The organism is Patiriisocius sp., from assembly GCF_051252435.1.
Classification (GTDB): domain Bacteria; phylum Bacteroidota; class Bacteroidia; order Flavobacteriales; family Flavobacteriaceae; genus Patiriisocius.
Genome location: NZ_JBPOFW010000001.1, coordinates 890,203 through 913,657 on the forward strand (window position 1 = coordinate 890,203; position 23,455 = coordinate 913,657).

General features: G+C 37.1%; 15 protein-coding genes. 10 read left to right on the top strand and 5 right to left on the bottom strand.

Going from position 1 to position 23,455, the window contains the following annotated elements:
* Positions 1-32: 32 nt before the first annotated feature.
* Positions 33-2,258: a TonB-dependent receptor gene (locus ACSHW7_RS03970; RefSeq protein ID WP_435678014.1), complete on the bottom strand. Its 2,226-nt coding sequence runs from the start codon at positions 2,256-2,258 to the stop codon at positions 33-35.
* A gap of 87 nt (positions 2,259-2,345) precedes the next feature.
* Positions 2,346-2,741 (bottom strand): hypothetical protein, encoded by a 396-nt coding sequence (locus ACSHW7_RS03975; RefSeq protein WP_435678015.1) that lies wholly within the window; start codon positions 2,739-2,741, stop codon positions 2,346-2,348.
* A 224-nt stretch (positions 2,742-2,965) separates the two neighbouring features.
* On the opposite strand from ACSHW7_RS03975, the gene uvrC reads away from it, so the two are divergent.
* The 8 genes from uvrC to ACSHW7_RS04015 all read left to right on the top strand — a co-directional run bounded on the left by uvrC (position 2,966) and on the right by ACSHW7_RS04015 (position 14,988).
* Entirely contained in the window at positions 2,966-4,768 is a 1,803-nt protein-coding gene (gene uvrC / locus ACSHW7_RS03980; protein ID WP_435678016.1) for an excinuclease ABC subunit UvrC, read from the top strand.
* A 43-nt stretch (positions 4,769-4,811) separates the two neighbouring features.
* Entirely contained in the window at positions 4,812-7,010 is a 2,199-nt protein-coding gene (locus tag ACSHW7_RS03985) for a patatin-like phospholipase family protein (RefSeq protein ID WP_435678017.1), read from the top strand.
* Between the two features lie 225 nt (positions 7,011-7,235).
* Entirely contained in the window at positions 7,236-8,396 is a 1,161-nt protein-coding gene (locus tag ACSHW7_RS03990; protein ID WP_435678018.1) for a homogentisate 1,2-dioxygenase, read from the top strand.
* A gap of 149 nt (positions 8,397-8,545) precedes the next feature.
* Positions 8,546-9,316, top strand: a complete 771-nt coding sequence (locus tag ACSHW7_RS03995; RefSeq protein WP_435678019.1) for a DUF3108 domain-containing protein — start codon at positions 8,546-8,548, stop codon at positions 9,314-9,316.
* Between the two features lie 3 nt (positions 9,317-9,319).
* Positions 9,320-10,258, top strand: a complete 939-nt coding sequence (locus ACSHW7_RS04000; RefSeq protein WP_435678020.1) for a tryptophan 2,3-dioxygenase family protein — start codon at positions 9,320-9,322, stop codon at positions 10,256-10,258.
* Positions 10,259-10,324: 66 nt separating this feature from the next.
* The gene (locus ACSHW7_RS04005; RefSeq protein WP_435678021.1) at positions 10,325-11,545 is read left to right on the top strand and encodes a peptidoglycan DD-metalloendopeptidase family protein; all 1,221 of its coding nucleotides are present in this window, start codon (positions 10,325-10,327) and stop codon (positions 11,543-11,545) included.
* 174 nt (positions 11,546-11,719) lie between these two features.
* Complete coding sequence (locus tag ACSHW7_RS04010; protein ID WP_435678022.1) at positions 11,720-14,365, top strand: TonB-dependent receptor domain-containing protein; 2,646 nt, start codon at positions 11,720-11,722, stop codon at positions 14,363-14,365.
* Positions 14,366-14,547: 182 nt separating this feature from the next.
* Complete coding sequence (locus ACSHW7_RS04015) at positions 14,548-14,988, top strand: hypothetical protein (RefSeq protein ID WP_435678263.1); 441 nt, start codon at positions 14,548-14,550, stop codon at positions 14,986-14,988.
* Positions 14,989-15,091: 103 nt separating this feature from the next.
* Here ACSHW7_RS04015 and ACSHW7_RS04020 read toward each other — a convergent pair whose 3' ends face one another.
* Positions 15,092-16,150: an endonuclease/exonuclease/phosphatase family protein gene (locus tag ACSHW7_RS04020; protein ID WP_435678023.1), complete on the bottom strand. Its 1,059-nt coding sequence runs from the start codon at positions 16,148-16,150 to the stop codon at positions 15,092-15,094.
* A gap of 132 nt (positions 16,151-16,282) precedes the next feature.
* Between ACSHW7_RS04020 and ACSHW7_RS04025 the strand changes: the two genes are divergently transcribed.
* Both ACSHW7_RS04025 and ACSHW7_RS04030 read left to right on the top strand, forming a co-directional pair.
* Positions 16,283-19,141 carry a carboxypeptidase-like regulatory domain-containing protein gene (locus tag ACSHW7_RS04025; protein WP_435678024.1) on the top strand — a complete coding sequence of 953 codons (2,859 nt, stop codon included), beginning with the start codon at positions 16,283-16,285 and terminating at the stop codon, positions 19,139-19,141.
* 34 nt (positions 19,142-19,175) lie between these two features.
* Complete coding sequence (locus tag ACSHW7_RS04030) at positions 19,176-20,582, top strand: DUF5689 domain-containing protein (RefSeq protein ID WP_435678025.1); 1,407 nt, start codon at positions 19,176-19,178, stop codon at positions 20,580-20,582.
* A 137-nt stretch (positions 20,583-20,719) separates the two neighbouring features.
* Here ACSHW7_RS04030 and ACSHW7_RS04035 read toward each other — a convergent pair whose 3' ends face one another.
* Both ACSHW7_RS04035 and ACSHW7_RS04040 read right to left on the bottom strand, forming a co-directional pair.
* The gene (locus tag ACSHW7_RS04035; protein ID WP_435678026.1) at positions 20,720-21,466 is read right to left on the bottom strand and encodes a DUF1835 domain-containing protein; all 747 of its coding nucleotides are present in this window, start codon (positions 21,464-21,466) and stop codon (positions 20,720-20,722) included.
* Positions 21,467-21,553: 87 nt separating this feature from the next.
* Complete coding sequence (locus tag ACSHW7_RS04040) at positions 21,554-23,449, bottom strand: OmpA family protein (protein WP_435678027.1); 1,896 nt, start codon at positions 23,447-23,449, stop codon at positions 21,554-21,556.
* Positions 23,450-23,455 lie beyond the last annotated feature (6 nt).

Consider the following 23,455-nt stretch of genomic DNA (forward strand, 5'->3'; position numbering starts at 1 on the left):
CTTTCCCTTTGGAGAGGGCTATAGAGGCTTCTTTAAAAATTAACTGTCACTTTTCCTCTCAAAAAGAAAGGCGTTCCCGGTGTAAAATGAATTTCCTCCACAGGTTCGGGTTCATTGAACAATCGGCTTTCTGTGGCAAATTGCGTTTCGTTCCATTCTGTGTCAAATAGGTTTTCGATAATGATTCCGAAATCTATATTTCTGAAAGAATAATTTACGTTAAAATCTGTTACAAAATAGCCTTCGGCAATAATGCTGTTGTCTTCGTTGGCAGCGCGGTCTTTTAAATAACGGTAGTTGAGTCCGCCAGAAAAACCTTGTAAATCCTCAAATGTCACACCACCGGTGCTCGTTAAATCTGGAGCCAACGGAATATAATCTTGTCCGCTGGGTTCTTCGGTGCTTCTTGCGTAGGTGTAGTTAATATCTCCAAAAAAGTACAACCAGTCCAGTGCTTCAAAACGAGCGCCAACGTCAACACCTAATCTTCTTGTTTTTCCGCTGGGTTCAACGATACCAGCATCTCCCACGTACACAAATTCTTGGTCTAAAAATAACGTCCATAGAGCCGCATTAAAAATTAAGCGGTCGTTGGCTCTAAAAATTCCACCCAAATCTGCGCCATAGGCAGCAGGCAAAATATCCTCGCCACTATTGGCAACCACCACACGCGCATCGTTGGAGTGAAACCCGATTCCCGATTTTAAAAATAGCTGTATGTTTTGATTTGCTTTGTAAAAAAAGTTCAGTTTTGGGGTTGCAAATACTTTGCTCTCACTCTTATTGTCATACAATTCGCTCAATCTATTTACATAATCAAATTTAAAATAATCAAGACGCACGCCTGGGTTGAGTTTAAAATTTCCGAAGTCAAACTCCGTATTCAAAAACGCAAACGCATTCATTTGATTGACATCGCCAAAGGCAAGTCGCTCCAGTAATTCCTGTCTGTTTTTTGTGCGTGACAACTGTATGTCATTCACATCGTCATAGCGCAACCCACCTCCGGCTGTATATTCAAAAGGAGTTTCCAGTAATGAGGTTTGTTCTGTAAACGCCGTTTGAAAGCCCATTAAATTTCGGTCTTCAAATTGACGAATCTGATCACCATTTACAGGATCTTCGAGGAAAAATGTAAAGTTTGAAAACAGCTCAAAATCATAGTGCGAAAAATAAGCGCTACTCACTAGTTTTTTGGTTTCTGAAATTTGCTTTTCATGAGCAATCAAGATATTTGAACGACTCGTATTACCGCCTTCGGTATCATCGATGGCGCCAAAACGGCCAATCAACCCAGCAGCATCTACAGCACGTTGCGGAATCTGCCCGCTAGCATCCCACTTACTTTGAAAATGCGAAGCCGTAATACTTACCTTTTGGTCCTGCGGAAGTTTGTAGGTGTATTTCCCCATTAAATTGATACGGTTAAAATTTTGAGGCGACACATAAGGCCCATCAAAAGTATTAAACGAACCTGCGATGTATGCATCGCTTTTTTCGGTATCCAAAACGTTGAATAGTCCTACCGTTCTAAAAGAATCGAAATCGCCATATTCAACAGAAATACTACTCTTGTCAATGCGTTCTTTTGTGCGGAAATCAACATATCCAGCCGTTGTAAAATCTCCTTTTTTTGCATAGTACGGTCCTTTTCCAAACTCAATGTTCTTTACCGTTTCGGGGATTAAAAAGTGAAGGTCGCTATAGCCTTGACCGTGCGCGTGCGATACCATGTTTACAGGCATCCCATCAACGGTGAGGCTGATGTCTGTTCCGTGGTCAATGTCAAATCCGCGTAGAAAAATCTGTTCTGCTTTTCCGCCGCCTGCGTGCTGTCCAATAAATAATCCCGGAACTTGTCGCAATACTTCCTGCGTGTTTTTTACGGGATTTTTGTTGAGGTCAACGACTGCAATTTGGTTGAGCGTATTTATTTCGTTGGTGAGTACAATTTGAGATAACGAAACAGCACCTTGCGTTAATGTAATAGTAACAGGGTTGTTAAAATCGGTTGCTTTTACAGTATAATAAACGGTGCCGTAGCCCAAATATGAGCACGAAATTTTATCGTTGACGTCTACGTTTTCGAGCGTGAATTCTCCTGCTTGGTTTGTATGTGAGTGATTGCCTTTTGTGGCGTTAAATATGGCCACATCTGCGAGCGGTATATTGTTTTGGGTTACTACAACACCATTGAACGTTTGCGCTTGCATCGCGAAACAGCAAAGTAGTACACTCCATAATAATGATAGTTTCATGGGTATAATTTTTAAAAAGAATGAATAGTTGCCCAGCCAAAATACATTGCGAGTATTTTGGGAATTTGGGGTTTTTCTAGATAAAAATTATACTTCGGGGGGAGGGGATTCTAATAGCTGCAGACATGTAACTTCGGCAAAACTGTAGTTAAAGTTGGGAAAAATAAATGTTCTTTGAGGCGTTTTTAATGTGTAAGAAATTTCAGAAAAATGCTTATCGATTTTAACCGTGGCTATTTTCTCGTTGGAATCTGATTGTTGTTTTTCAGAAAAAATTTCGGCTATAAATGAGATGGTTTCGTGGTCATGACCATGGGAATGTGCGTTGTGACCATGATGATGATGGTGTGTGGTAGACTGTGAAACCGCATGCGAAATTTTATGCAAGCCTTCAAGAATAGCGCCCGAAAGTGGGGTCAATAAATAGAACGCCGCCAGCAGGACGATAATTGAGCTTTTGAAATAAGCGAGCGGTTGGTTCATTGAGTTTTTGTACTTAGTAAAAGTACGTAAGGGCAGTAGTTTAGGTTTTATCTTCTGGATATTTAACCCTACATTAACAGATATATTGAATGATAACTGCTCGTTTCATGCGTAGCAAAAGAAGTAAGTTTTAACGTTTTTGCCAATTGAAATGTTCAATAAATTAACAAAACTTTCCACCAGTCACATTTCCGAAGCCTTAAAAATGCCATTATCTTTACGCTATGGCTCAAGCTTCTGTCACATTACAAATTTCCACACTTCCTGACGCTCCCGGCGTGTATCAATATTATGATAAAGAAGGGAAATTATTGTACGTGGGTAAGGCGAAGAATTTGAAAAAACGGGTAAATAGCTATTTTACTAAAAAGCACGATAACGCCCGCACGCGCATGCTTGTTAAGCGCATTGTAGATATAAAACACATTGTTGTTGCCACGGAAACCGATGCCCTTTTGCTGGAAAATAACTTGATAAAAAAGTACCAGCCCAAGTATAATGTGATGTTGAAAGATGACAAATCCTATCCATGGATTTGTATTAAAAACGAACGTTTTCCGCGGGTATTCCCCACACGCCGACTCATAAAAGACGGCAGTGAATATTATGGGCCTTACACCAGTATGAAAACCGTGCATACGCTGTTGGATTTAATAAAAGGTTTGTATCCATTACGCACCTGCAATTATGATTTGGCCGAAGATAAAATTAGAGATGGTAAGTACAAAGTATGTTTGGAATATCATTTAGGCAATTGTTCTGGGCCTTGTGAGGGGCTTTATTCTGAAACTGAATACAATGAAAATATTGAAGCCATCCGAAACATCGTAAAAGGGAATTTTAAGGAGTCACTCGTTCGGTTTAAAAACCAAATGAAAGCGTATGCAGAAAAAATGCTTTATGAAGATGCACAGCGAATCAAAGAAAAAATAGACATTCTTGAAAATTACCAAGCAAAATCTACGGTTGTAAATCCAAAAATTAATAATGTAGATGTTTTCAGCGTTATCAGTGACGAGAGTTATGGGTATGTCAATTTTTTGCAATTGAGCTTTGGAGCAATTATAAGAAGCCACACATTGGAAATCAAAAAGAAATTGGACGAGAGCGACGAAGAACTATTAGAGCTCGCTGTGGTGGAATTGAGACAACGATTTAATTCGCAATCCAAAGAAATTTACGTACCATTTCCTATTACCACCGAGGAAGGAGTAAAGTTCCACATTCCAAAATTGGGAGACAAAAAGAAAATCCTCGACCTCTCCATTCGTAATGCTAAGTATTACAGGATGGAGCGCTTTAAACAAGCTAAAATTGTTGATCCAGATCGGCATGAAAAACGCATCATGGCACAAATGAAAAAAGATTTGCGGTTGAGTGAAGAGCCAAGGCATATAGAGTGTTTTGACAACAGTAACATTCAAGGAACAAATCCCGTAGCGGCCTGTGTTGTTTTTAAAAACGGAAAACCCAGTAAAAAAGATTATCGTAAATTTAATATCAAAACGGTTGTGGGGCCAGACGATTTTGCATCCATGGAAGAAGTGGTGTACCGCCGGTACAAAAGGTTAAAAGAAGAAGAGCAACCGCTGCCACAGCTCATTATTATTGACGGAGGAAAAGGACAATTATCCTCCTCTTTAAAAGCACTGGATTCATTAGGATTACGAGGTAAAATTGCCATTATTGGAATAGCGAAAAGATTAGAAGAATTATTTTACCCAAACGACCCAATCCCTTTGTATCTTGATAAAAAAAGTGAAACTTTAAAAATCATACAACAATTAAGGAATGAGGCACACCGTTTTGGTATCACCTTTCACAGGCAAAAAAGAAGTAAAGAAGCACTGAATACCGCACTAGAAACCATTCCTGGCATAGGAGAAAAAACAGTTATAGAATTGCTTCGGAAATTTAAAAGTACAAAGCGAATTGGGCAGGCAAGTTTTGAAGACCTGGCCAAGGTAGTGGGAGCGAGTAGGGCAAAGAAAATTATAACACATTTCCAAAATAAAAACACCGAATAGATTGAAGTTATTCGTACACATAATAATGTTGCTGATTTGCACAATGACCATTGCGCAAGTTCCCGAAAGCACTCCTAAAAAAGATTTAAAAGTAGGTCTTGTTTTAAGTGGTGGTGGTGCCAAAGGACTTGCACATATTGGGGTTCTTAAGGCGATTGATTCTGCTGGGGTGCGCTTGGATTATATTGGTGGTACCAGTATGGGAGCCATCATTGGTGGACTATATGCTTCGGGATATTCTGGAAAACAGATTGATTCGATTTTTAAGGAAGTAGATTTCAATAGATTAATACAAGATGATATCCCTAGAAGTGCTACTACTTTCTATGAAAAAGCGGAGGACGAAAAATACGGGGTAACGCTTCCGTTTGATGGATTTAAAATACGTTTTCCTTCGGGGCTTTCTAAAGGACAGAATGTGTATAATTTACTTTCCAAATTAATGGCGCACGTTGACACAACCGATGATTTTTCGCAGCTACCCATTCCGTTTTTCTGCATGGCGACTAACCTTGAAACAGGAAAGGAAGTATTGCTTGAAAATGGATATCTCCCCAGGGCAATTTTGGCGAGTGGTGCTTTACCTTCGCTGTTTTCTCCAGTTATTATAAATGACCAAGTACTTATCGATGGAGGTGTAGTTAATAACTACCCCATTGAGCAATTAAGAAAAAAGGGAGTCGACGTAATCATTGGCGTTGACGTTCAAGATGTGCTACGTGATAAAGATGGGCTTCGGTCTGCTTTTGATGCATTAGTGCAAATAAATAATTATCGCACCATCGAAGCTATGGTGGCTAAAAAAGCAGCTACTGACGTGTACATTCGGCCTGAAATTAGAGACTTTAGCGTTGTTTCTTTTGATGAAGGAAGAAGAATTATAAAAAATGGTTACGAAGCTGCAATGGTATTTGAAGATGTCTTGAACAACTATTCGAGCCAACAACAAACCTCTGCCCGTGAGGTTGTTAAATTTCAGCAAAATGATAATATAGAGATTAGAAGTGTAGAAGTCAATGGCACAAATAAATACACTGAAAAGTATGTGCTGGGTAAGTTAAAATTAAAACTGCCTGCTTTGACAACTTTTAGAGATTTCAGTAATGGAGTCAATAATCTTTCGGCTACGGGTAATTACAACAGTATTGACTACCGCTTTATTGAGGATGAGGATGGAAGCTACAAGGTGGTTTTCAATGTGAATGAAACAAAACAACGAATGTCATTGCGCTTTGGGGTTCATTATGACGACTTATATCGCACATCTGCGTTAGTGAATTTAACCTATAAAAGGTTATTGACCAATAATGATGTAGCAAGTGTAGATGTTATTATTGGGGATAATTTTCGCTACAATGCCAACTACTATATTGACAAAGGCTATTATTGGAGTATTGGGTTGAATAGTTCGTTTGATTTTTTTGAAAAGGATATCCCCATTTCTTTGGTAAATGACCCAGGTTTTATCGCTCCCGAAGGCCTCAACCAATTGGAGTTACAATATAACGACTTTACAAATAGGCTGTTTTTTGAAACGTTATTTAAGCGAACATTTACCATTGGAACAGGTGTTGAGCATAAATATTTGAGATTACTTTCTGAAACGTTAGGAATTGACGAACAAAATAACCTGCGCACAGTTTTTGAAAGTACTAACTATTATAGCGCTTTTGGGTACGCTAAATACGATAGTCTCGATGACCCATTTTTTCCATCTAGCGGTTTCTTTTTAGATGGTGATATTCATTTTTATGCTTTCGCCGAAGGGCGGAATAATGACTTTGAGCAATTTGCAATTCCAAAGGCAAAATTTGGTTATGCCACAAAAATATTTGATAAATTTTCAATGTATGTTACGGCCGGAGGAGGCTTTAAAATAGGTGATGACACTACAAAATCGTTAGATTTTTTATTGGGCGGATACGGTTTTAAAAATCTAAATAACATCATTCCATTTTATGGCTATGAGGCATTGAGCATTCGCGGTGACACGTATTTAAAATCTATGTTGTCAATTGACTATGAAATTTTTAAGAAGAGCCATATTCAAATCTTCGGAAATATAGCAAACGTGGGAGATGATTTGCTTGTTGACGCTCAGTGGATTGACGGAATAGATTACAGTGGTTTCGGAATCGGTTACGGTCTTGAAACTTTTATGGGTCCCGTCGAAGTGAGATACGCCCACTCGCCAGAAAGAAGCACAGGAGAGTGGCACGTGAGTGCGGGGTTTAGGTTTTGATTATCTTTTTTATGAAGAGGGTATATGGTAGAATTTTTTTTAGGAAGCATTTCTGAAAATCTAAATCATTTAAGTACCGAAATTATTTGCAAAGTCTCATTTAAAGTTTACAATTGAGATTTGGATTTTGTTAAGGTTTGAGGTTTCTGGTCGTATTTCAACTTTCCCATCCTTAATATTGAGATTTATTTTTCCGATATTTGTTATTCAACAAAAGAAAATTTTATGCCATTATACCACACGCTAGGGAAGATACCGCCCAAACGACATACACAATTTAGAAAACCTGACGGCTCTTTATACAGTGAGCAGCTTTTTGGTACAATTGGTTTTGATGGAATGTACAGCAATAGCTACCACGAGCATCGTCCAACAATGGTCAAAGAAATTAAACGGCAGTACAGTGTTAAACCAAAAATTGCAAAAGAAAATAACATTCAATCCTACCGTTTTAGAGGTTTTCAAGTACAACCCGAAAATGACTATTTGGAAAGCAGGAAAGCAGTGTTGACTAATAGCGATTGCACCATTATTCTGGCAGCGCCCAAGCATAGCATAAAAGATTATTTTTATAAAAACACAGATGCAGATGAGTTGTTGTTTATTCACAAAGGCAGCGGAAAACTGCGAACACATTTAGGAAATCTAGATTTCAAATACGGCGATTATTTGTTGATTCCACGCGGGATAATTTATCAAATAGATTTTGATACTGAGGACAATCGTCTTTTTATAGTTGAATCTCGCAGACCTATTTATACTCCTAAAAGATATAGAAATTGGTTTGGGCAATTACTGGAACATTCCCCATTTTGCGAACGTGATATTCGTAAGCCTTATGAATTAGAAACCAATGATGAGATGGGCGAGTTTTTAATGAAAGTAAAAAAGAAAGACGAAATTATTGAAATGGTCTATGCCTCTCATCCATTTGATGTTGTTGGATATGATGGGTATAATTATCCGTATGCCTTTTCAATTCACGATTTTGAGCCGATAACTGGGCGCATTCATCAACCGCCACCAGTGCATCAAACTTTTGAGACAGATGCTTTTGTAGTGTGTTCTTTTTGCCCACGATTATACGATTATCACCCAGATAGTATTCCTGCGCCGTACAACCATAGCAATATTGACAGCGATGAGGTGTTATATTATGTGGATGGCGATTTTATGAGCCGCAACGATATTGATGCAGGTCATATTTCTTTGCATCCTGCTGGAATTCCGCACGGTCCTCACCCGGGAGCTGTGGAACGAAGTATAGGTAAAAAAGGAAGTGACGAACTTGCCGTTATGGTGGATACTTTTAAACCGTTAATGGTTACCGAAGAGGCGATGAAAATTGCAGACGAAGATTATTTTAAGAGTTGGTTAGATCATTAAAATATCATTTTGAGAATTATTTTCTTCTGAAATATAACAGATTTGAAAACTGTGCAGTTATAATAAACCCTGTACATTTCCGAAGAGAAAATTAATATTGAAAAATTGGAACAACTATTGTAATTGGTGATGACATCAAATAGAATACTATGAAAAAATATGTTACAATAGCATTGTTGGCTATCACCACAGCGGTCTTTTCACAAGAAAGGGCTTATGATACAGGAGAGTGGTTTAAATTTAGAATTCACTATGGATTAATTACCGCAGGCTATGCAACACTCACTGTAGAAAATGCTACTGTGAACGGAAAGCAAGTACATCATGTCAAGGGCGTGGGTAAAACCACGGGTATGACTGATTGGGTTTTTCCCGTCGAGGATCATTACCAGTCTTACATTGACAAAGACAAAAATATTCCATACCGTTTTATCCGTAAGATTGATGAAGGTGGATACACAAAAGATATTGAAATTAATTTTGACTATAAAACGCAAATGGCGAGGGTCAATAATAAAAAACACGGTACCATTGAAGAGGTAGCATTGCCATCAAATGCACAGGATATGGTCTCTTCGTTCTATTATTTACGTAATAAATTAGACACAAAAAATATTCAAATAGGCGATGTGATTGATATGAATATGTTTTTTGACCGTGGCACGCATAAATTCCGTTTAAAATTTTTGGGTAGGGAAACCTTAAACACTAATTTTGGCAAAGTGCCCACACTTATATTTAGACCTTATGTGGAGAGCGGAAGAGTCTTTAAAGAAGAAGAGAGTTTAACGGTTTGGGTGACAGACGATGATAACAAGATGCCCATTTTAATCAAGGCAGATTTAATGGTAGGGTCTCTTAAAGCAACATTGACAGAGTATAAAGGATTACAGCATCAATTTAAGATTATTGTAGACTAACAAATGAAAATAGAAAAAACAACCAAAGATCTTTTAGCTCAACTAGAAAAAAAATTTGATGCCATAGGGCAGGATTTAGATACACATCTTGAAGGGTTGTTGCATTCAGAACCTATCACGTATTGGGATTATATTCAAACAGATGCCCTACTCAATTTACAAATACAACGTACCACATTACCCGATGAAATGGTGTTCATTATGTACCACCAAATCAACGAGTTGCTTTTTAAAATGATTTTATGGGAAATTGAGCAAGTTTCAAAAGAGGCGGAAATTTCCGTAGCATTCTTTTCTCAAAAGTTGATGCGTATAAGTAGGTATTTTGATATGTTAACCTCTTCCTTTACCATTATGCAGCACGGCATGGACCGTGAGCAATATATGAAATTTAGAATGACGCTGACCCCAGCGAGTGGTTTTCAAAGTGCACAATACCGAAAAATAGAATTTGCTTCAACTGATTTGATTAATTTGATTGATGCACGTTTCAGAAAAACGATTGACCGCGACACATCTTACGAGCACGCGCTTGACCATCTGTATTGGCAAGCAGCTGGAAAAGATTTTGAAACCGGTAAAAAGAGCTATTTGTTGACAGCTTTTGAGGAGCGTTATAAAGACGAATTTATCATCTTTACGCAAGAATATAATACCACAAATTTATACGCCAAGTTTAAAGAATTACCAGAAAATGTAAAACAAAATGAAACACTTGTAAAAGCCATGCGTCATTACGATTATACGGTAAATGTTACTTGGGTGATGGCACATTACAATGCTGCAAAATTTTACATAGGTGGTGATGATACCCTTAAAGAAATCGAAGCGACGGGTGGCAGCGATTGGAAAAAATATATGCACCCCAAATATCAAAAACGCGTTTTTTTCCCCAGCGTTTGGAGCGATAAAGAGCTCTCAGAATGGGGAACAGATATTTAATAATTTAAAGAATAATAACATTTGATTCTGAAGTTTTTCTTCGGAAATATTAAACGAATTTCCCTTTTGAAATACCTACTATATATACTGCCGGCGCTATTTTTACTACTATCATGTGAAGAGGAAATCAAAGAAGACGACTCCATTGTTCCTCTTTCCGAAGAAGAAATAATAACAAGAGAATACGGTTATACGTTGAATGATTTCAACGTAGTGCGTGATACCATTAGAAAAGGAGACACCTTTGGAGGAATTTTAAACGAAAATGGCGTCAACAACTCGAAGATTTTTGAAGTTGCTACACGCTTTAAAGATAGTTTTGATGTACGTAGGATCGTGGTGGGCAAGCCTTACGTATTGTTAAATTCTAAAGACACTTTAAATACTACCCAAGTTTTCATATATGAAAAGAGTAAAGTGGATTATGCGGTAATTGATTTTAGAGATGATGTGTCGGTAAACTTATTTCAGAAACCCATAAAATATGTTGAGCGCGAGGATTCTGGGATTATTACAAATTCGCTTTCAGTCACGATGGAAGAGAACAATCTAAGTCCGGCGATGACTGAACGATTGGCAAATATTTATGCTTGGACGGTCAACTTTTTTAAACTCCAAAAGGGCGACCGCTTTAAGGTTGTTTATACTGAAAAATATATTGACGATACCATACCTGCAGGGATTGACAAGATAAAAGCCGCATATTTTGAACATAAGGGAGTGCCTTTGTATGCATTTGGATATAATAATGACAGCCTGCACGGATTTGATTTTTATGACGAAAAAGCCGAAAATTTACGACGAGCATTCTTAAAGGCTCCGGTAAAATTTAGTCGTATTTCTTCAAAATATAATCTTAAAAGGCGTATTAAATATTATGGATATAAACTGCGTCCTCACAAAGGGACAGATTTTGCCGCACCTATAGGAACCCCCATTTTAGCAACAGCAGACGGTACCGTAACCGAATCTGAGCGTCGTGGCGGTAATGGTAATTATGTAAAAATTAAACATAATAGCACTTACGATACACAATATTTACACATGAAAAGCCGCAATGTTCGTGTTGGTAATTATGTTCGTCAAGGAGATGTCATTGGTTGGATAGGAATGACAGGAAATACTGGGGGCCCACATGTATGTTATCGTTTTTGGAAAAATGGAAAGCAAGTTGATCCTTTTCAGGAAGATTTGCCGGCTTCAAAACCGCTACCAACAGAATTTCGTGAAGACTATTACGCGAAAATAGAGCCTTTAAAAACGCAGTTAGATTGTATCAAATTTTAGTATAATGTGTTGATAAACTTGTTATTAACTCCACTTTCCTAGTTCTTCTATTGGGATAAAAATCATTTACTTTTAGATTAATAAATTAGTATCATTTTCTTAACATTGATGTTGTGTCAATGTATAAGTTAACCGTACTTTTGCAAAATAATTCTAAATTAAAAAAACAAACACATGAAAAAACTATTACTAATTACTTTTATGGCAATAGCAGGGATGGCTTCATCGTTTGCTCAAGGTACCGTAACAGGAACTGTTGTTGATGCAGATCTTGGTGGACCTTTGCCGGGCGCTAATGTTCTTGTAACAGGAACAACAAATGGAACCATTACAGATTTTGATGGTAACTTTACATTAGAGGTAGCAAATAATACGGGTACTCTTACACTAAGCTACGTAGGTTTTACAGGAAGAACTGTTAAGTACACGCTTCAAAATGGTGTTGCAAATTTAGGGTCACTTGATATTACTCCAGATGCAGCTTCACTTGATGAGGTTATCATTGTAGGAAGTGGAGTTATTCAAGTAGCAGAAGGACGTACAACTCCAGTTGCCGTTTCAACAATTAGAGAGGAAGAAATCCGCTTGAAAGTTGCTGGTAATGCAGAATTTACTGAGTCATTTAAAAACACACCTTCGGTTTATGTTGCAAACCAAGGAAGTGGTTTTGGTGATAGTGAGGTTTTCTTAAGAGGATTTGATGACACTAACACAGCATTTTTATTGAACGGTCAACCTATCAATAGCCAGGAAGATGGTCGTATGTTTTGGTCAAACTGGTCTGGTATGAGTGATGTAGCTAATGCTGTGCAGGTACAAAGAGGACTTGGTGCTTCTAAGCTTGCCATTTCTTCAGTAGGTGGTACCGTGAACATTATATCTAAGACTACAGATAAACAACAAGGTGGGTCTGTGCGTGTACTTGGCGGTAATGATAGTTACTTTAAAGGTACTGTTTCATATGATTCAGGATTGAACGAAAATGGTTGGGCATTTTCAGTATTATTAGATCACTGGCAAGCACACAGAAAATATGCTATTGGTACTGCTGGGCAAGGACAAAATTATTTGTTTGCAGTAGGTTATAAGCCAAGTGATAGAAGTTCTTTCAACTTTTTACTTACTGGTGCTCCACAGTTTCACGATCAAAACTTCAGCAATAGACAAGAGGTGTATGATGAGTTTGGTGGAAAACACAATACTCAAACAGGTTTCTTAGACGGAGAGCGTTACACAGAACGCCGTAATTACTACCACAAGCCAGTGGCAAACTTAAACTGGGATTATGAGGTTAGTGATAAAACGGATTTATCTACAGTGGCATATGCTTCATGGGGCCGCGGTGGTGGTACAGGAGGTTTGGGTTCAAGTTCAAATCGTGTACGAATTAACAACAATCCAAACCAAGAAATCGATTTTGAGCAAATAAGAGATAACAACATCGCAAGAGCTGATAATGGTGTTGGAAACTTTGGTGATTCTTTTATTAGGAGAGCTTCAGTGAACAATCACAACTGGTATGGATTACTTTCTAACTTAAATTATGAAGCAAATGAAAACTGGGATTTAAGTATTGGTGTTGACGCAAGACTTTATAAAGGAGATCATTTCCGTCAGGTAAATGATTTATTGGGTCTTACAGGATTTAATGACAACTTTGGAACGGATCGTCCAGATGGTTACACGTTTCAAAATGAATATGATGCAGATCCATGGTCAGCCTTATTTGACTATGCAAATGAAGCAAACCGTACGCAATATGATTATAGTGAGAACATTAATTATGTAGGTGGTTTTGGTCAAGCAGAATATGTTTCTGGTGGATTCTCAGCTTTTGTGCAAGGTGCCGTTTCTACACAATCTTTTCAAAGAACGGGACGTTTTACAGGAACTACGATTGATGGTGTTGACGGTTTAGGAGAATCTGAAAAAATCAGCAAACTAGGTTATAATGCTAAAGGTGGATTGGGTTATGCAATTAATGATGCAAGTACTTTCTTCGGAAACGCTGGATATTATTCAAAGCAACCTTATTTAGATAATATTTTTCAAGATATCAGAAATTCAAATGCATTAGTTCAACCAGAAGTTGAGAATGAAGAAATTTTAGGATTTGAAGCAGGATATCGTTATAAAGCAGGAAACCTTAGAATAAATCTTGATGTTTATAGAACAGAGTGGGGAAATCGTTATGTAGCTTCTAGTGGAAGAACTACTGATTTAAGTGATCCAGAAAATCCAGTTGATGTGTTTTTTACAGATCGTTTTACAGACGTTACTCAAATACACCAAGGATTTGAATTTGACTTTGAATACCGTCCAGATAGTGACCTTTACAGACTTAAAGGATATGGTTCATTAGGAAACTGGAAATATGACGGAGCAACTCCATTTACACGTCAAAATGATGACACTTTAGAATTTATAACTCCCGAAGATAATACACTTGATCTTTCTGGGGTTAAAGTAGGTCGTGCGCCACAAACATCTTTCGGAGCTGGACTTATGATTAAATTATGTGAAGGACTTTCTATCGATGGTGATTACAATGTATATACAGACTTATATGCAAGAGTTGATGCTGATCAAGTAATTGAAGCTGCACAAGACGGTGTAAGATTTCAGTCAGAAAGACTTGATCCTTACGGATTATTAGATTTAGGTCTTACTTACAAATTTAACTTTAGCGGAAACAAATTAACTTTCCGTGCTAATGCTTATAATGCAACTAATGAGGCATTCATAACTAGAAAAGATAATTTTGGTGTTGGACTTGGAAACGGTAGAACGTATAACGCAAGTTTACGTTATGCTTTCTAATTTGAAATGTAACTGAAAATTAAAACTGCCTCTAAAAAGGGGCAGTTTTTTTTATTAGTGAAACTCATTTTGAATATTTTGCCAATGAACAATTCCTCAAAATGAAAAGTTAAACTAACCCCGCTACTTTAGCGGGTTCTTTTATTTTGTACCTTTGGGTCACCAACTTAAAACTTATAATGATGTACGATGCTGTTCAAATAATTCATTCCTATTGGGCTTATTTAGTGGTCCTCGTTGTTTTCTTAGCCACAATCAATGCGGTTGTTGGGCATTTCAGTAAAAAGGAGTACAGTTATAAGGATTTCAGGATTTCTTTGTTTGCGTTAATCGTCACTCATATTCAGTTGTTGATTGGTCTTGTGCTCTATTTTATATCGCCACTAGGATTTCAATCAATAAAGAATAATGGAATGTCTGTAGTGATGAAAGATTCAATGTTGCGCCTATATGCGGTTGAACACATTACAGTGATGATACTTGCAACTGTGTTTATTACCATAGGATATTCAAAACATAAAAAGAAATTGACATCTGCACCCAAATTGAAAACATTGGCAATTTTTTATACAATTGCTTTGGTGCTTATCTTGAGCAGAATTCCTTGGGCACAGTGGTTTTAAATAGTTATTAGTTTTTAGGACGCTCCACTTGTAGCTATTAAAAAAAAAAGCATCCAAATTTCATTTTGAAATTTGGATGCTTTTTTTTATTGATAACCCAAAGCTAATTGCTTTCCTTTTCTTTAATTAAATAAACGAATACAGGAAAGTGATCACTGTATCCACCAGTAAAAGCACCATTCCCAAAAGAACGATACGGATATCCTTTGTACTGTCCTCTTGAGTTTGCTAAATACGATTTGTTATAAATACCTGCTTTGTAAAACCGGTAGCTGCTGTAATCCTCTTTTGTAAACTCGGTAGAAAGAATCATTTGGTCAAATAAATTCCAACCATCTCTATAAGCAAGCGTTCCTAAACCGTCTTTGAACATATTATACATAGGGTTATATAATTCTTTCATTTTCATTCCTTCTTTTTCGGCTTTAGGCTGCAATACATCACGCACACTTGGGCTGGTTGGGTCATCGTTTAAATCACCCATGGTAATGATTTTTGCATAAGGTTCATCAACAAAAATAGAGTCCATGATATGTTTGTTCAATTTTGCTGCGCTTATTCTCTTTTTGCGACTACGCGCTTCGCCACCACTTCTTGATGGCCAGTGGTTGACTATAAAGTGGATTTTTTCTCCGTCGAGCATTCCGCTAACTACAAGTTGGTCCCGTGTAAAAATTCTTTTAGTAGGTTCGTCGTTATCATAAATAACTAACTCGTGCGCCTTATAGTTTGTAGGATTGAAAAGACGTTTTTGATATAAAAGCGCGACATCAATTCCGCGACGATCTGGAGAATCAAATTGGATGATTCCATAATCCTTAAGTAATAATGGTTCTTGGTTTACAAGATCTTCCAATACTTTTCTGTTTTCGGTTTCACAAACACCTATTATTGCTGGAGAAGTTCCTGTAATATCTTTTCCTATTTCTGAAATTACCTTCGCCATATTTTTCAATTTGGCCTGATAGATTTCTTCTGTCCAATGATCTTTTCCGTCTGGAGTTCTATCATCATCAAAAGTGATGGGGTCGTTTTCTGTGTCAAATAAATTCTCGAGGTTGTAAAAGGCAATAGTATTCACTTTGTATTCTTTCTTTTTTTGCCCGAGTGCTACTGAGAAAGACAATAATAATAGGGGTAAAATGTACTTCGGAAATTTCATTGAATGTGTAATATTAAGTTTATGTAAAGGATTCTGTAATTGAAGATTCAAAAGTAAATAATTGAATTGAAAGTCCTACTTTTGCTCGCATTTCATAACAATTTAATAATTATAACTCTTTAAAATTTCAGAATGAAAAAATTCATTTTTACTTTTTTTACACTTTTTGTTGCGACAAGTTCAACCTTGGCGCAGGAAGCAGTTGTAAAAGGAAGGGTAGTGGATACCAATTCTAGCGATGTGATTCCAGATGTGTCTATTAGCATCGAGTCTAGTATTTACAGCACAGAAACTGATGCTGAAGGCCTTTTTTTAATTAGCAGTACAGAATTACCTCAAGGTGAACAAGTACTTCGGGTGACAAAACAAGGATACGTTGCAAAACGAATTCCCATCACTATCCAAAGCGGAAACACGTTAAATCTTGATCCGCTACAATTGGAACTTGACTTAACCGAAATTGAAGCTCAAATAGGGATTATTAGTTTGAGCGATAACGAACTTGACCAAGATGAAGGAACATCTTTCAATACTTCAGGATTATTGCAAGCGAACAATGACGCATTTTTAAATGCCGCGGCTTTTGATTTTAGCGCTACATTTTTTAGACCAAGAGGTCTTGACAATGCGGACGGTAAATTGTTGATCAATGGAATTGAAATGAACAAACAACTTACCGGTCGCCCACAATGGAGCAATTGGGGAGGTTTAAACGATGTTCAAAGAAACAGAGAATTTTCAATGGGTCTTAGCGCAAACGATGCCAGTTTTGGTGGTGTTGCAGGAACGACAAATATTATCATGAGAGCTTCTCAATACAGAGAAGGAGGAAGAGTGTCTTTTGCATCGTCAGACAGAAGCTACCGTGGAAGAATTATGGGAACGTATAATAGTGGATTACTTCAAAGTGGATGGGCGTATTCATTTTCCCTAGCGCGCCGTTTTGGTGATGAAGGTTATCAAGATGGAACGTTGTACGATGCTAATTCGTTCTTCGTTTCCGTAGAAAAGAAAATAAATGACGCGCATAGCTTAAACTTTACCGGTTTTTATACGCCTAATCGTAGAGGTCGTTCAACAGCAATCACTCAAGAAATGCGCGATTTAAGAGGGATTCGTTACAACCCTAATTGGGGATTTCAAGATGGTGATCAGAGAAATAGTCGTATCCGCGAAATCGAGGAACCTGTGTTGATGTTAAATCACTATTGGAATATGGGTGAAAATACAACGTTGAATACGAACGTAGCGTACCAATTTGGAAAATCTGGTCAAACTAGAATTGACAATGGAGGGACAAGACTTGTCATCATAGATGGTCAGGAATCATATATTGGAGGAGCTCGTAATCCCTTCGGAAATTACTATCAAAGACTACCTAGTTATTTTTTAAGAGAAGATAGTCCTTCACCCTATGATTACCAACTGGCATATCAAGCACAACAAGAATTTATCAATGACGGACAATTGGACTGGAACTCATTATACTTTGCCAACACAACGGCTACCAACGTGGCCAACGGTGGAAACTCCATTTACGCAATTCAAGAAGATAGAACAGATGACACGCAGATAACGCTAAATTCTATTTTGAATACTGAAATTTCAGAAAATATTATTTTGAACGCTGCTGTTAATTACCGAAGCCTTAAAAGTGAAAATTTTGCTGAGCTTTCTGATTTACTTGGAGGAGCAGGATACTTGGATGTTGATTTCTTCGCAGGAGATGATGAGCAAGCACAAGAAGTTGTTGTAGGCGATATTGCGCAGAGTGATTTAAGAAACCGTAATCGTATTGCTCAGGAAGGCGATCGTTATAAGTATAATTATGAAATGAAAGCCGATGTGATTTCTGGATTTGCGCAAGGTCAATTTAAATATCAAAAAGTTGATTTTTATGCTGCGGTTACAGGTTCGAACACAACTTATCAACGTAACGGATTGTTTGAAAACGGAAATTACCCAGGAGCAGCTTCCTTTGGTGAAAGTGAGCAATTGAGTTTTACAAATTTTGGTTTAAAGGCTGGTGCTACGTATAAAGTTTCGGGACGTCACTTAGTGGATTTAAATTTAGGTAGCTATTCAAAGGCACCAAACCTTAGAAACTCTTTTAGCAATGCCCGTATCAATAACGAAACTGTTTTTGGACTAGAAAGCGAGAAAGTGAATAGTGTTGACCTAAGTTATATTTTTAGGTCTCCTATAGTAAAAGCTAGATTGACAGGTTTCTATACTCAGATGAGCGATAAAACAGATATAGGGTTTTACTTTACGGAGAATATTTCAGGAATAGGCATTGAGCAAGATGCTTTTGTGCAAGAAGTAATGACAGGAATTGATCAACGTCATGTAGGTGCAGAGCTTGGTATAGAAGCACAGGTAACACCCACTATTAAATTAAAAGGAGCCGCGAGTATGGGTAATTATACATTTAGCAACAACCCTAATCTTTATTTAACGAGTGATGATATTGATGGCCGTGTAACTTTTGGAGATGGGACTGCAAAATTAAAAGATTACCATGTAGCGGGTGGTCCTGAGAGAGCATATCAAATAGGTTTTGAATACCGCGATCCAGATTTTTGGTGGGTTGGCGTAACAGGAAACTTTTTTTCAAATGCGTATATTGATGTAAATAATTTGGCGAGAACGTCAAACTTTACGTCAGATTTTGATGGAAATACCTTCAATGATTATGACGAGACAGAAGCTAGAGAACTATTACAACAAGAACAGTTTGACAGTTATTCATTGGTCAATGTTGTAGGTGGTAAATCTTGGAAAATAGGAGATTATTACACGGGTTTTTTTGCCACCATTAACAACGTATTTGATCAGGAATACAAAACAGGTGGTTTTGAACAAGGGAGAAAAACAAATTATAGAGACGTACAAGAAGACACAAATTCGCCAGGAGGTAGAATTTTTGGCAATCGTTATTTCTTCGGAAACGGTACCACGTATTACCTTAATTTATACGTAAGATTTTAAACAATAAAAATTAGAACACTTTAATATATTTCAGATGAAAACATTAAATTTTTACAAACTAATCGTATTGCTTTCAGTAGCAGTATTTGTATCATCTTGTGTACAGGATGATGATTTTGACACGCCAGACACAACTGTTGTTGCGCCAAATATTCAAGGGAATATTATTTCAATAAATGCGATGTATGACGCATTTTTGCAAAATGGGGGAGCTATAACCTTTGAGGGTACTGATAATTATATATCCGGATATGTTGTCTCTAGTGATGAAGGAGGAAACTTCTTTGAAGAATTAATCATCCAAGATGCACCCTCTAATCCTACACGTGGAGTGCGTGTGTTAGTAGATGTAAATCCATTGTTTACTTCTTTTGAGTTTGGCCGTAAAGTTTTTATAAAACTTGATGGATTGACTGCGGGTTTTGTTAATTCTGGCGACTTAGCGGGTAATTTTACTTTGGGAATATTAAACGGAGGTACGACTGCAGAAAAAATTGCCGAGTCTAGGTTAGAAGAATTCGTCATTAGAGATGTTGAGGTAGCAGATATTGTAGCAAAGCCAATAACTCCTGCAGAATTTAGCATAGCAAATACAAATACGTATGTTCAATTAAACGATGTGCAATTTAACCGTAACATAGTATTGGGTGCCAATCGTCAAACATTTGCGGGTGAGCCAGGAGACATGTTTGATGGAGAACGTATTTTAGAAAGCTGTGAAACTGGAGGCACTGCTACTTTAAGCACGAGCACCTTTGCTGATTTTAAAAGTGTTTTATTGCCTGACGGAAGAGGTTCTTTAAATGCCGTTTTATCAACAGACTTTGAAGGAGATAACTTTATAGTTTCAGTAAACAGTCCAGAAGATATTAACTTTGATAGTACAGACCGTTGTGATCCAGACTCTTTCAATTGTACAGGCCCAAGTGGCGGAGGTACAGCATTTTTCTCTGAGGATTTTGAAGCCTTTGAAGCAATTGAAGATTATGTAGCTGCAGGATGGACTAATGTTAATGTTGGCGATGGGTCTGAGGTATGGGTCATTGGAAACTTTAGTAATAATAATTATGCACAGGTTAGTGGGTTTAACTCTGGGGAAGATGATATTCAAGCGTGGTTGGTTACACCTCCAATTAATATGGACAACACTATTGAAGAGGAGTTAAATTTCAATATTGAAGCTGCTTACGATAATGGATTGATTTTAACTGTTCTAGCATCTACAAACTTTACAGGAGATGTAACAACGGCAGATTGGGTTCAGTTAGACGCAAATGTGCCCGTTGGACCTTCTGGAGGTTTTGGAGGCTTTCAAGTTGCGGGCCCTATTAATGTATCGTGTATTGATGGAACTGTAAATTTTGCATTTTTCTATCAAGGTAATGATCCAGATGCAACAACACGTTACCATGTTGACAACATTGTCCTAACTGGAAATTAAATTTCTTTTTGGAATAAAACTGAAATTTTAAATACATTAAAAAAGGCTCCCATTGTTGGGAGCCTTTTTTTAGTTAAACTAATTATATCTTTTGAGTAGGATGATTTTGCTGAGGAAATATGAGTTAGCTAACTTAATTATTCAATTTCCTTCAATAATCGAAGCACTTGCAAATCGCCAAAACCATAAATCGCCTCACGTTCACTAAAAGCGCTATATAGCGTACCGAAATTTCCGGTATTCAATTCTCTTTTTAATTCAATCAGGGCTTCTTTTGGGCGTCCTAAAGATGATTTGGTAGGAAAGCTTTCAATGAGCGCTTCCGTAGCTTTAAAAATGAATGGATATTTTGTTTTTAGTTTTAAGGATTCTTTGTGCAATGATTTTAATTCAGAGTTACGATACAACATCCAAAGCTGGGCAATATTTGCGATATGATGTGTAATATTTAAGGGGTTATTGTAAATTTCTAAAAGTTGTTCATTTGAATGGTGCGAGAAAGAATAGGGAGAATGTTCCTGGGGACGAATTAAAAATATATTATTAGGATTTGTTTCAGACTCATGTAATAAAGAGACAGCAAACCAAAAATTAACTTGACAAAATACATCATCTTCAAACCATAAAAATACGTTTGATTTTTCTGGCAGTTTCTGTATCATTTCAAATTGCGAGACTGTTTTTGAATTATAGGAAGCTTCGGTAACTTCTCCATAATTTTCGTTTAAAAATTTCGCTCTGTTCTTGTATAATTCTTCAAGTGTTTCGCCTTTAATATTTCCGTCGACAAAACATTCTCTAAAAACTATTTTTTCTCCATTGATGGATTTAGGGAAACGTTCGAGCAGTGAATCTCCGTTTAAAATATGAAATGTTTTCTGCATACTGTATTAAAATAAAAAACCCTCATTTCCCGATAAATCGTTCTATGAGGGCCTAGCTTCTTGGTTGGTTAAGCTAATTTTTACATCTTATCTTTTTGTTATTGTAAACTCAGATCTTCTGTTTAATTGGTGTTCTTCTTCGGTGCAATTGTCACCACATGCAACACGTGGTTTAGTTTCACCGTATCCTTTAGCTGTCAATCGCTTTCCATCGATTCCTTTCGATATAATGTATTGGCGCGTAGATTGCGCTCTTCTTTCTGAAAGTGCAAGGTTATACTCATCTTTTCCTCTAAAGTCAGTATGACTGGCAATATCGATTTCCATATTTGGATATTTCGTCATTATTGAAACTACTTTGTCTAATTCAAAAGCTGCTTGAGGCTTTATATTTGATTTATCTAAATCAAATAAAATAGGATTCAAAACAATTTTATCTTCCACAATAATTTCTTCGATAGGACGCAATGATATAGTTGCGGATACCGTTTCATCATTAGCTGAAGCTACTTTTGTTGCATTACTTTCAAAATCACTTATTACTGCTTGTAATTCGTGCTCTTGGTCACATGCAGTTTCAAAAGTTGCTTTTCCATCTGCTCCAGTAGTTTTAGTGCTTAATTTGTTTTCCATCGTATCATACAAGTCAACTCTTGCTCCTACAATTGGCGCTTTGGTGTACTCGTTAACAACCATAACGTTGATTTTAACTACACATGGAATCTCAACAGCTTTTACCATATAGATATCATCACTTCCTTTTCCACCTTTACGGTTTGAAGATACATATCCTGTTTCGGTTGCAGGGTCATATTTATATGCGAAATCATCGTCTGATGTATTTACTCCAGAACCTAAATTACTAACAGTACCGAAAGAACTTCCTTGCGTTTCAGCCATAAAAACATCTAGACCACCAATACCCAAATGTCCATCGCTTGAAAAATATAATGTTCCGTTGCTATCTACATAAGGAAACAATTCTTTTCCTTCTGTATTAATATTATCTCCCAATCGTTGAGGAGTTCCTAAAGTTCCATCTGCATTGATACTCGTTTTGTAGATATCAGACATTCCTTTTCCTCCTGGCATATCACTTACAAAATAAAGAGTTTTTCCATCAGGGCTCAACGCTGGGTGTCCCACTGAATATTCATCACTATTAAATGGCACAGAAACTATTCCAGACCAACCCTTACCAGCAATTTGCTCAGCATAGTATAAGTTAATTTGGTTTACACCCTCTTCACTTTTGTCATAGTCTCCTTCAAAATAATCGTTACGGTCAAAATACATTCTTTTCCCATCTGCTGAAATTACTGCATTTGATTCGTGATATTTTGTATTTACATCCCCGTCTACAAGAACTGGGTTTTTCATAGTACCACCTACATCAGTTGCTTTGTATAAGTCAAGATACGGCTCTTCATTCCACTGGTATTTTTTTCGGCTTGTATTGCGTCCAGATGCAAAGTAGAAATCCTTCCCATAGACAATTCCACCAAAATCAGCATACTTACTGTTTATTTCTTCCATGTTCGTTGCAGTATAACGCGCCATATTCTCAATAATTTGAGGAACATAGTTTGGGTTCTTCATAAAATCTTTAGCACGAGTGTCATTTGGCTTCATAGAAGCAAACTGCTTCATATACGTGTTATAATCTGAAAATTTCCCGTTTGCTTTAAGTGTTTGAGCATAATTGTAAACAGCCTCAGGATTTGCGTCTTTCGACTTTACTACACGTTTGTAATATGTCTCCGCCTTTTTTGTGTCATTGATAAAATAATAGCTGTTCGCTAACCTTTCAAAAACATAAAGGTCTCCGTCTCCTCTTTTTAAGAGCTTTTGGTATGCTTCGGCAGCGTCTGTATAGGCAAGGTTTGCATATAATTTATCTGCTTTTTTTGTTTTACTATTTTGAGCAGTAACGAATGAGGTACTTACTGCAAGAAGTAGAAATATGGTATATATTTTTTTCATTTTGAA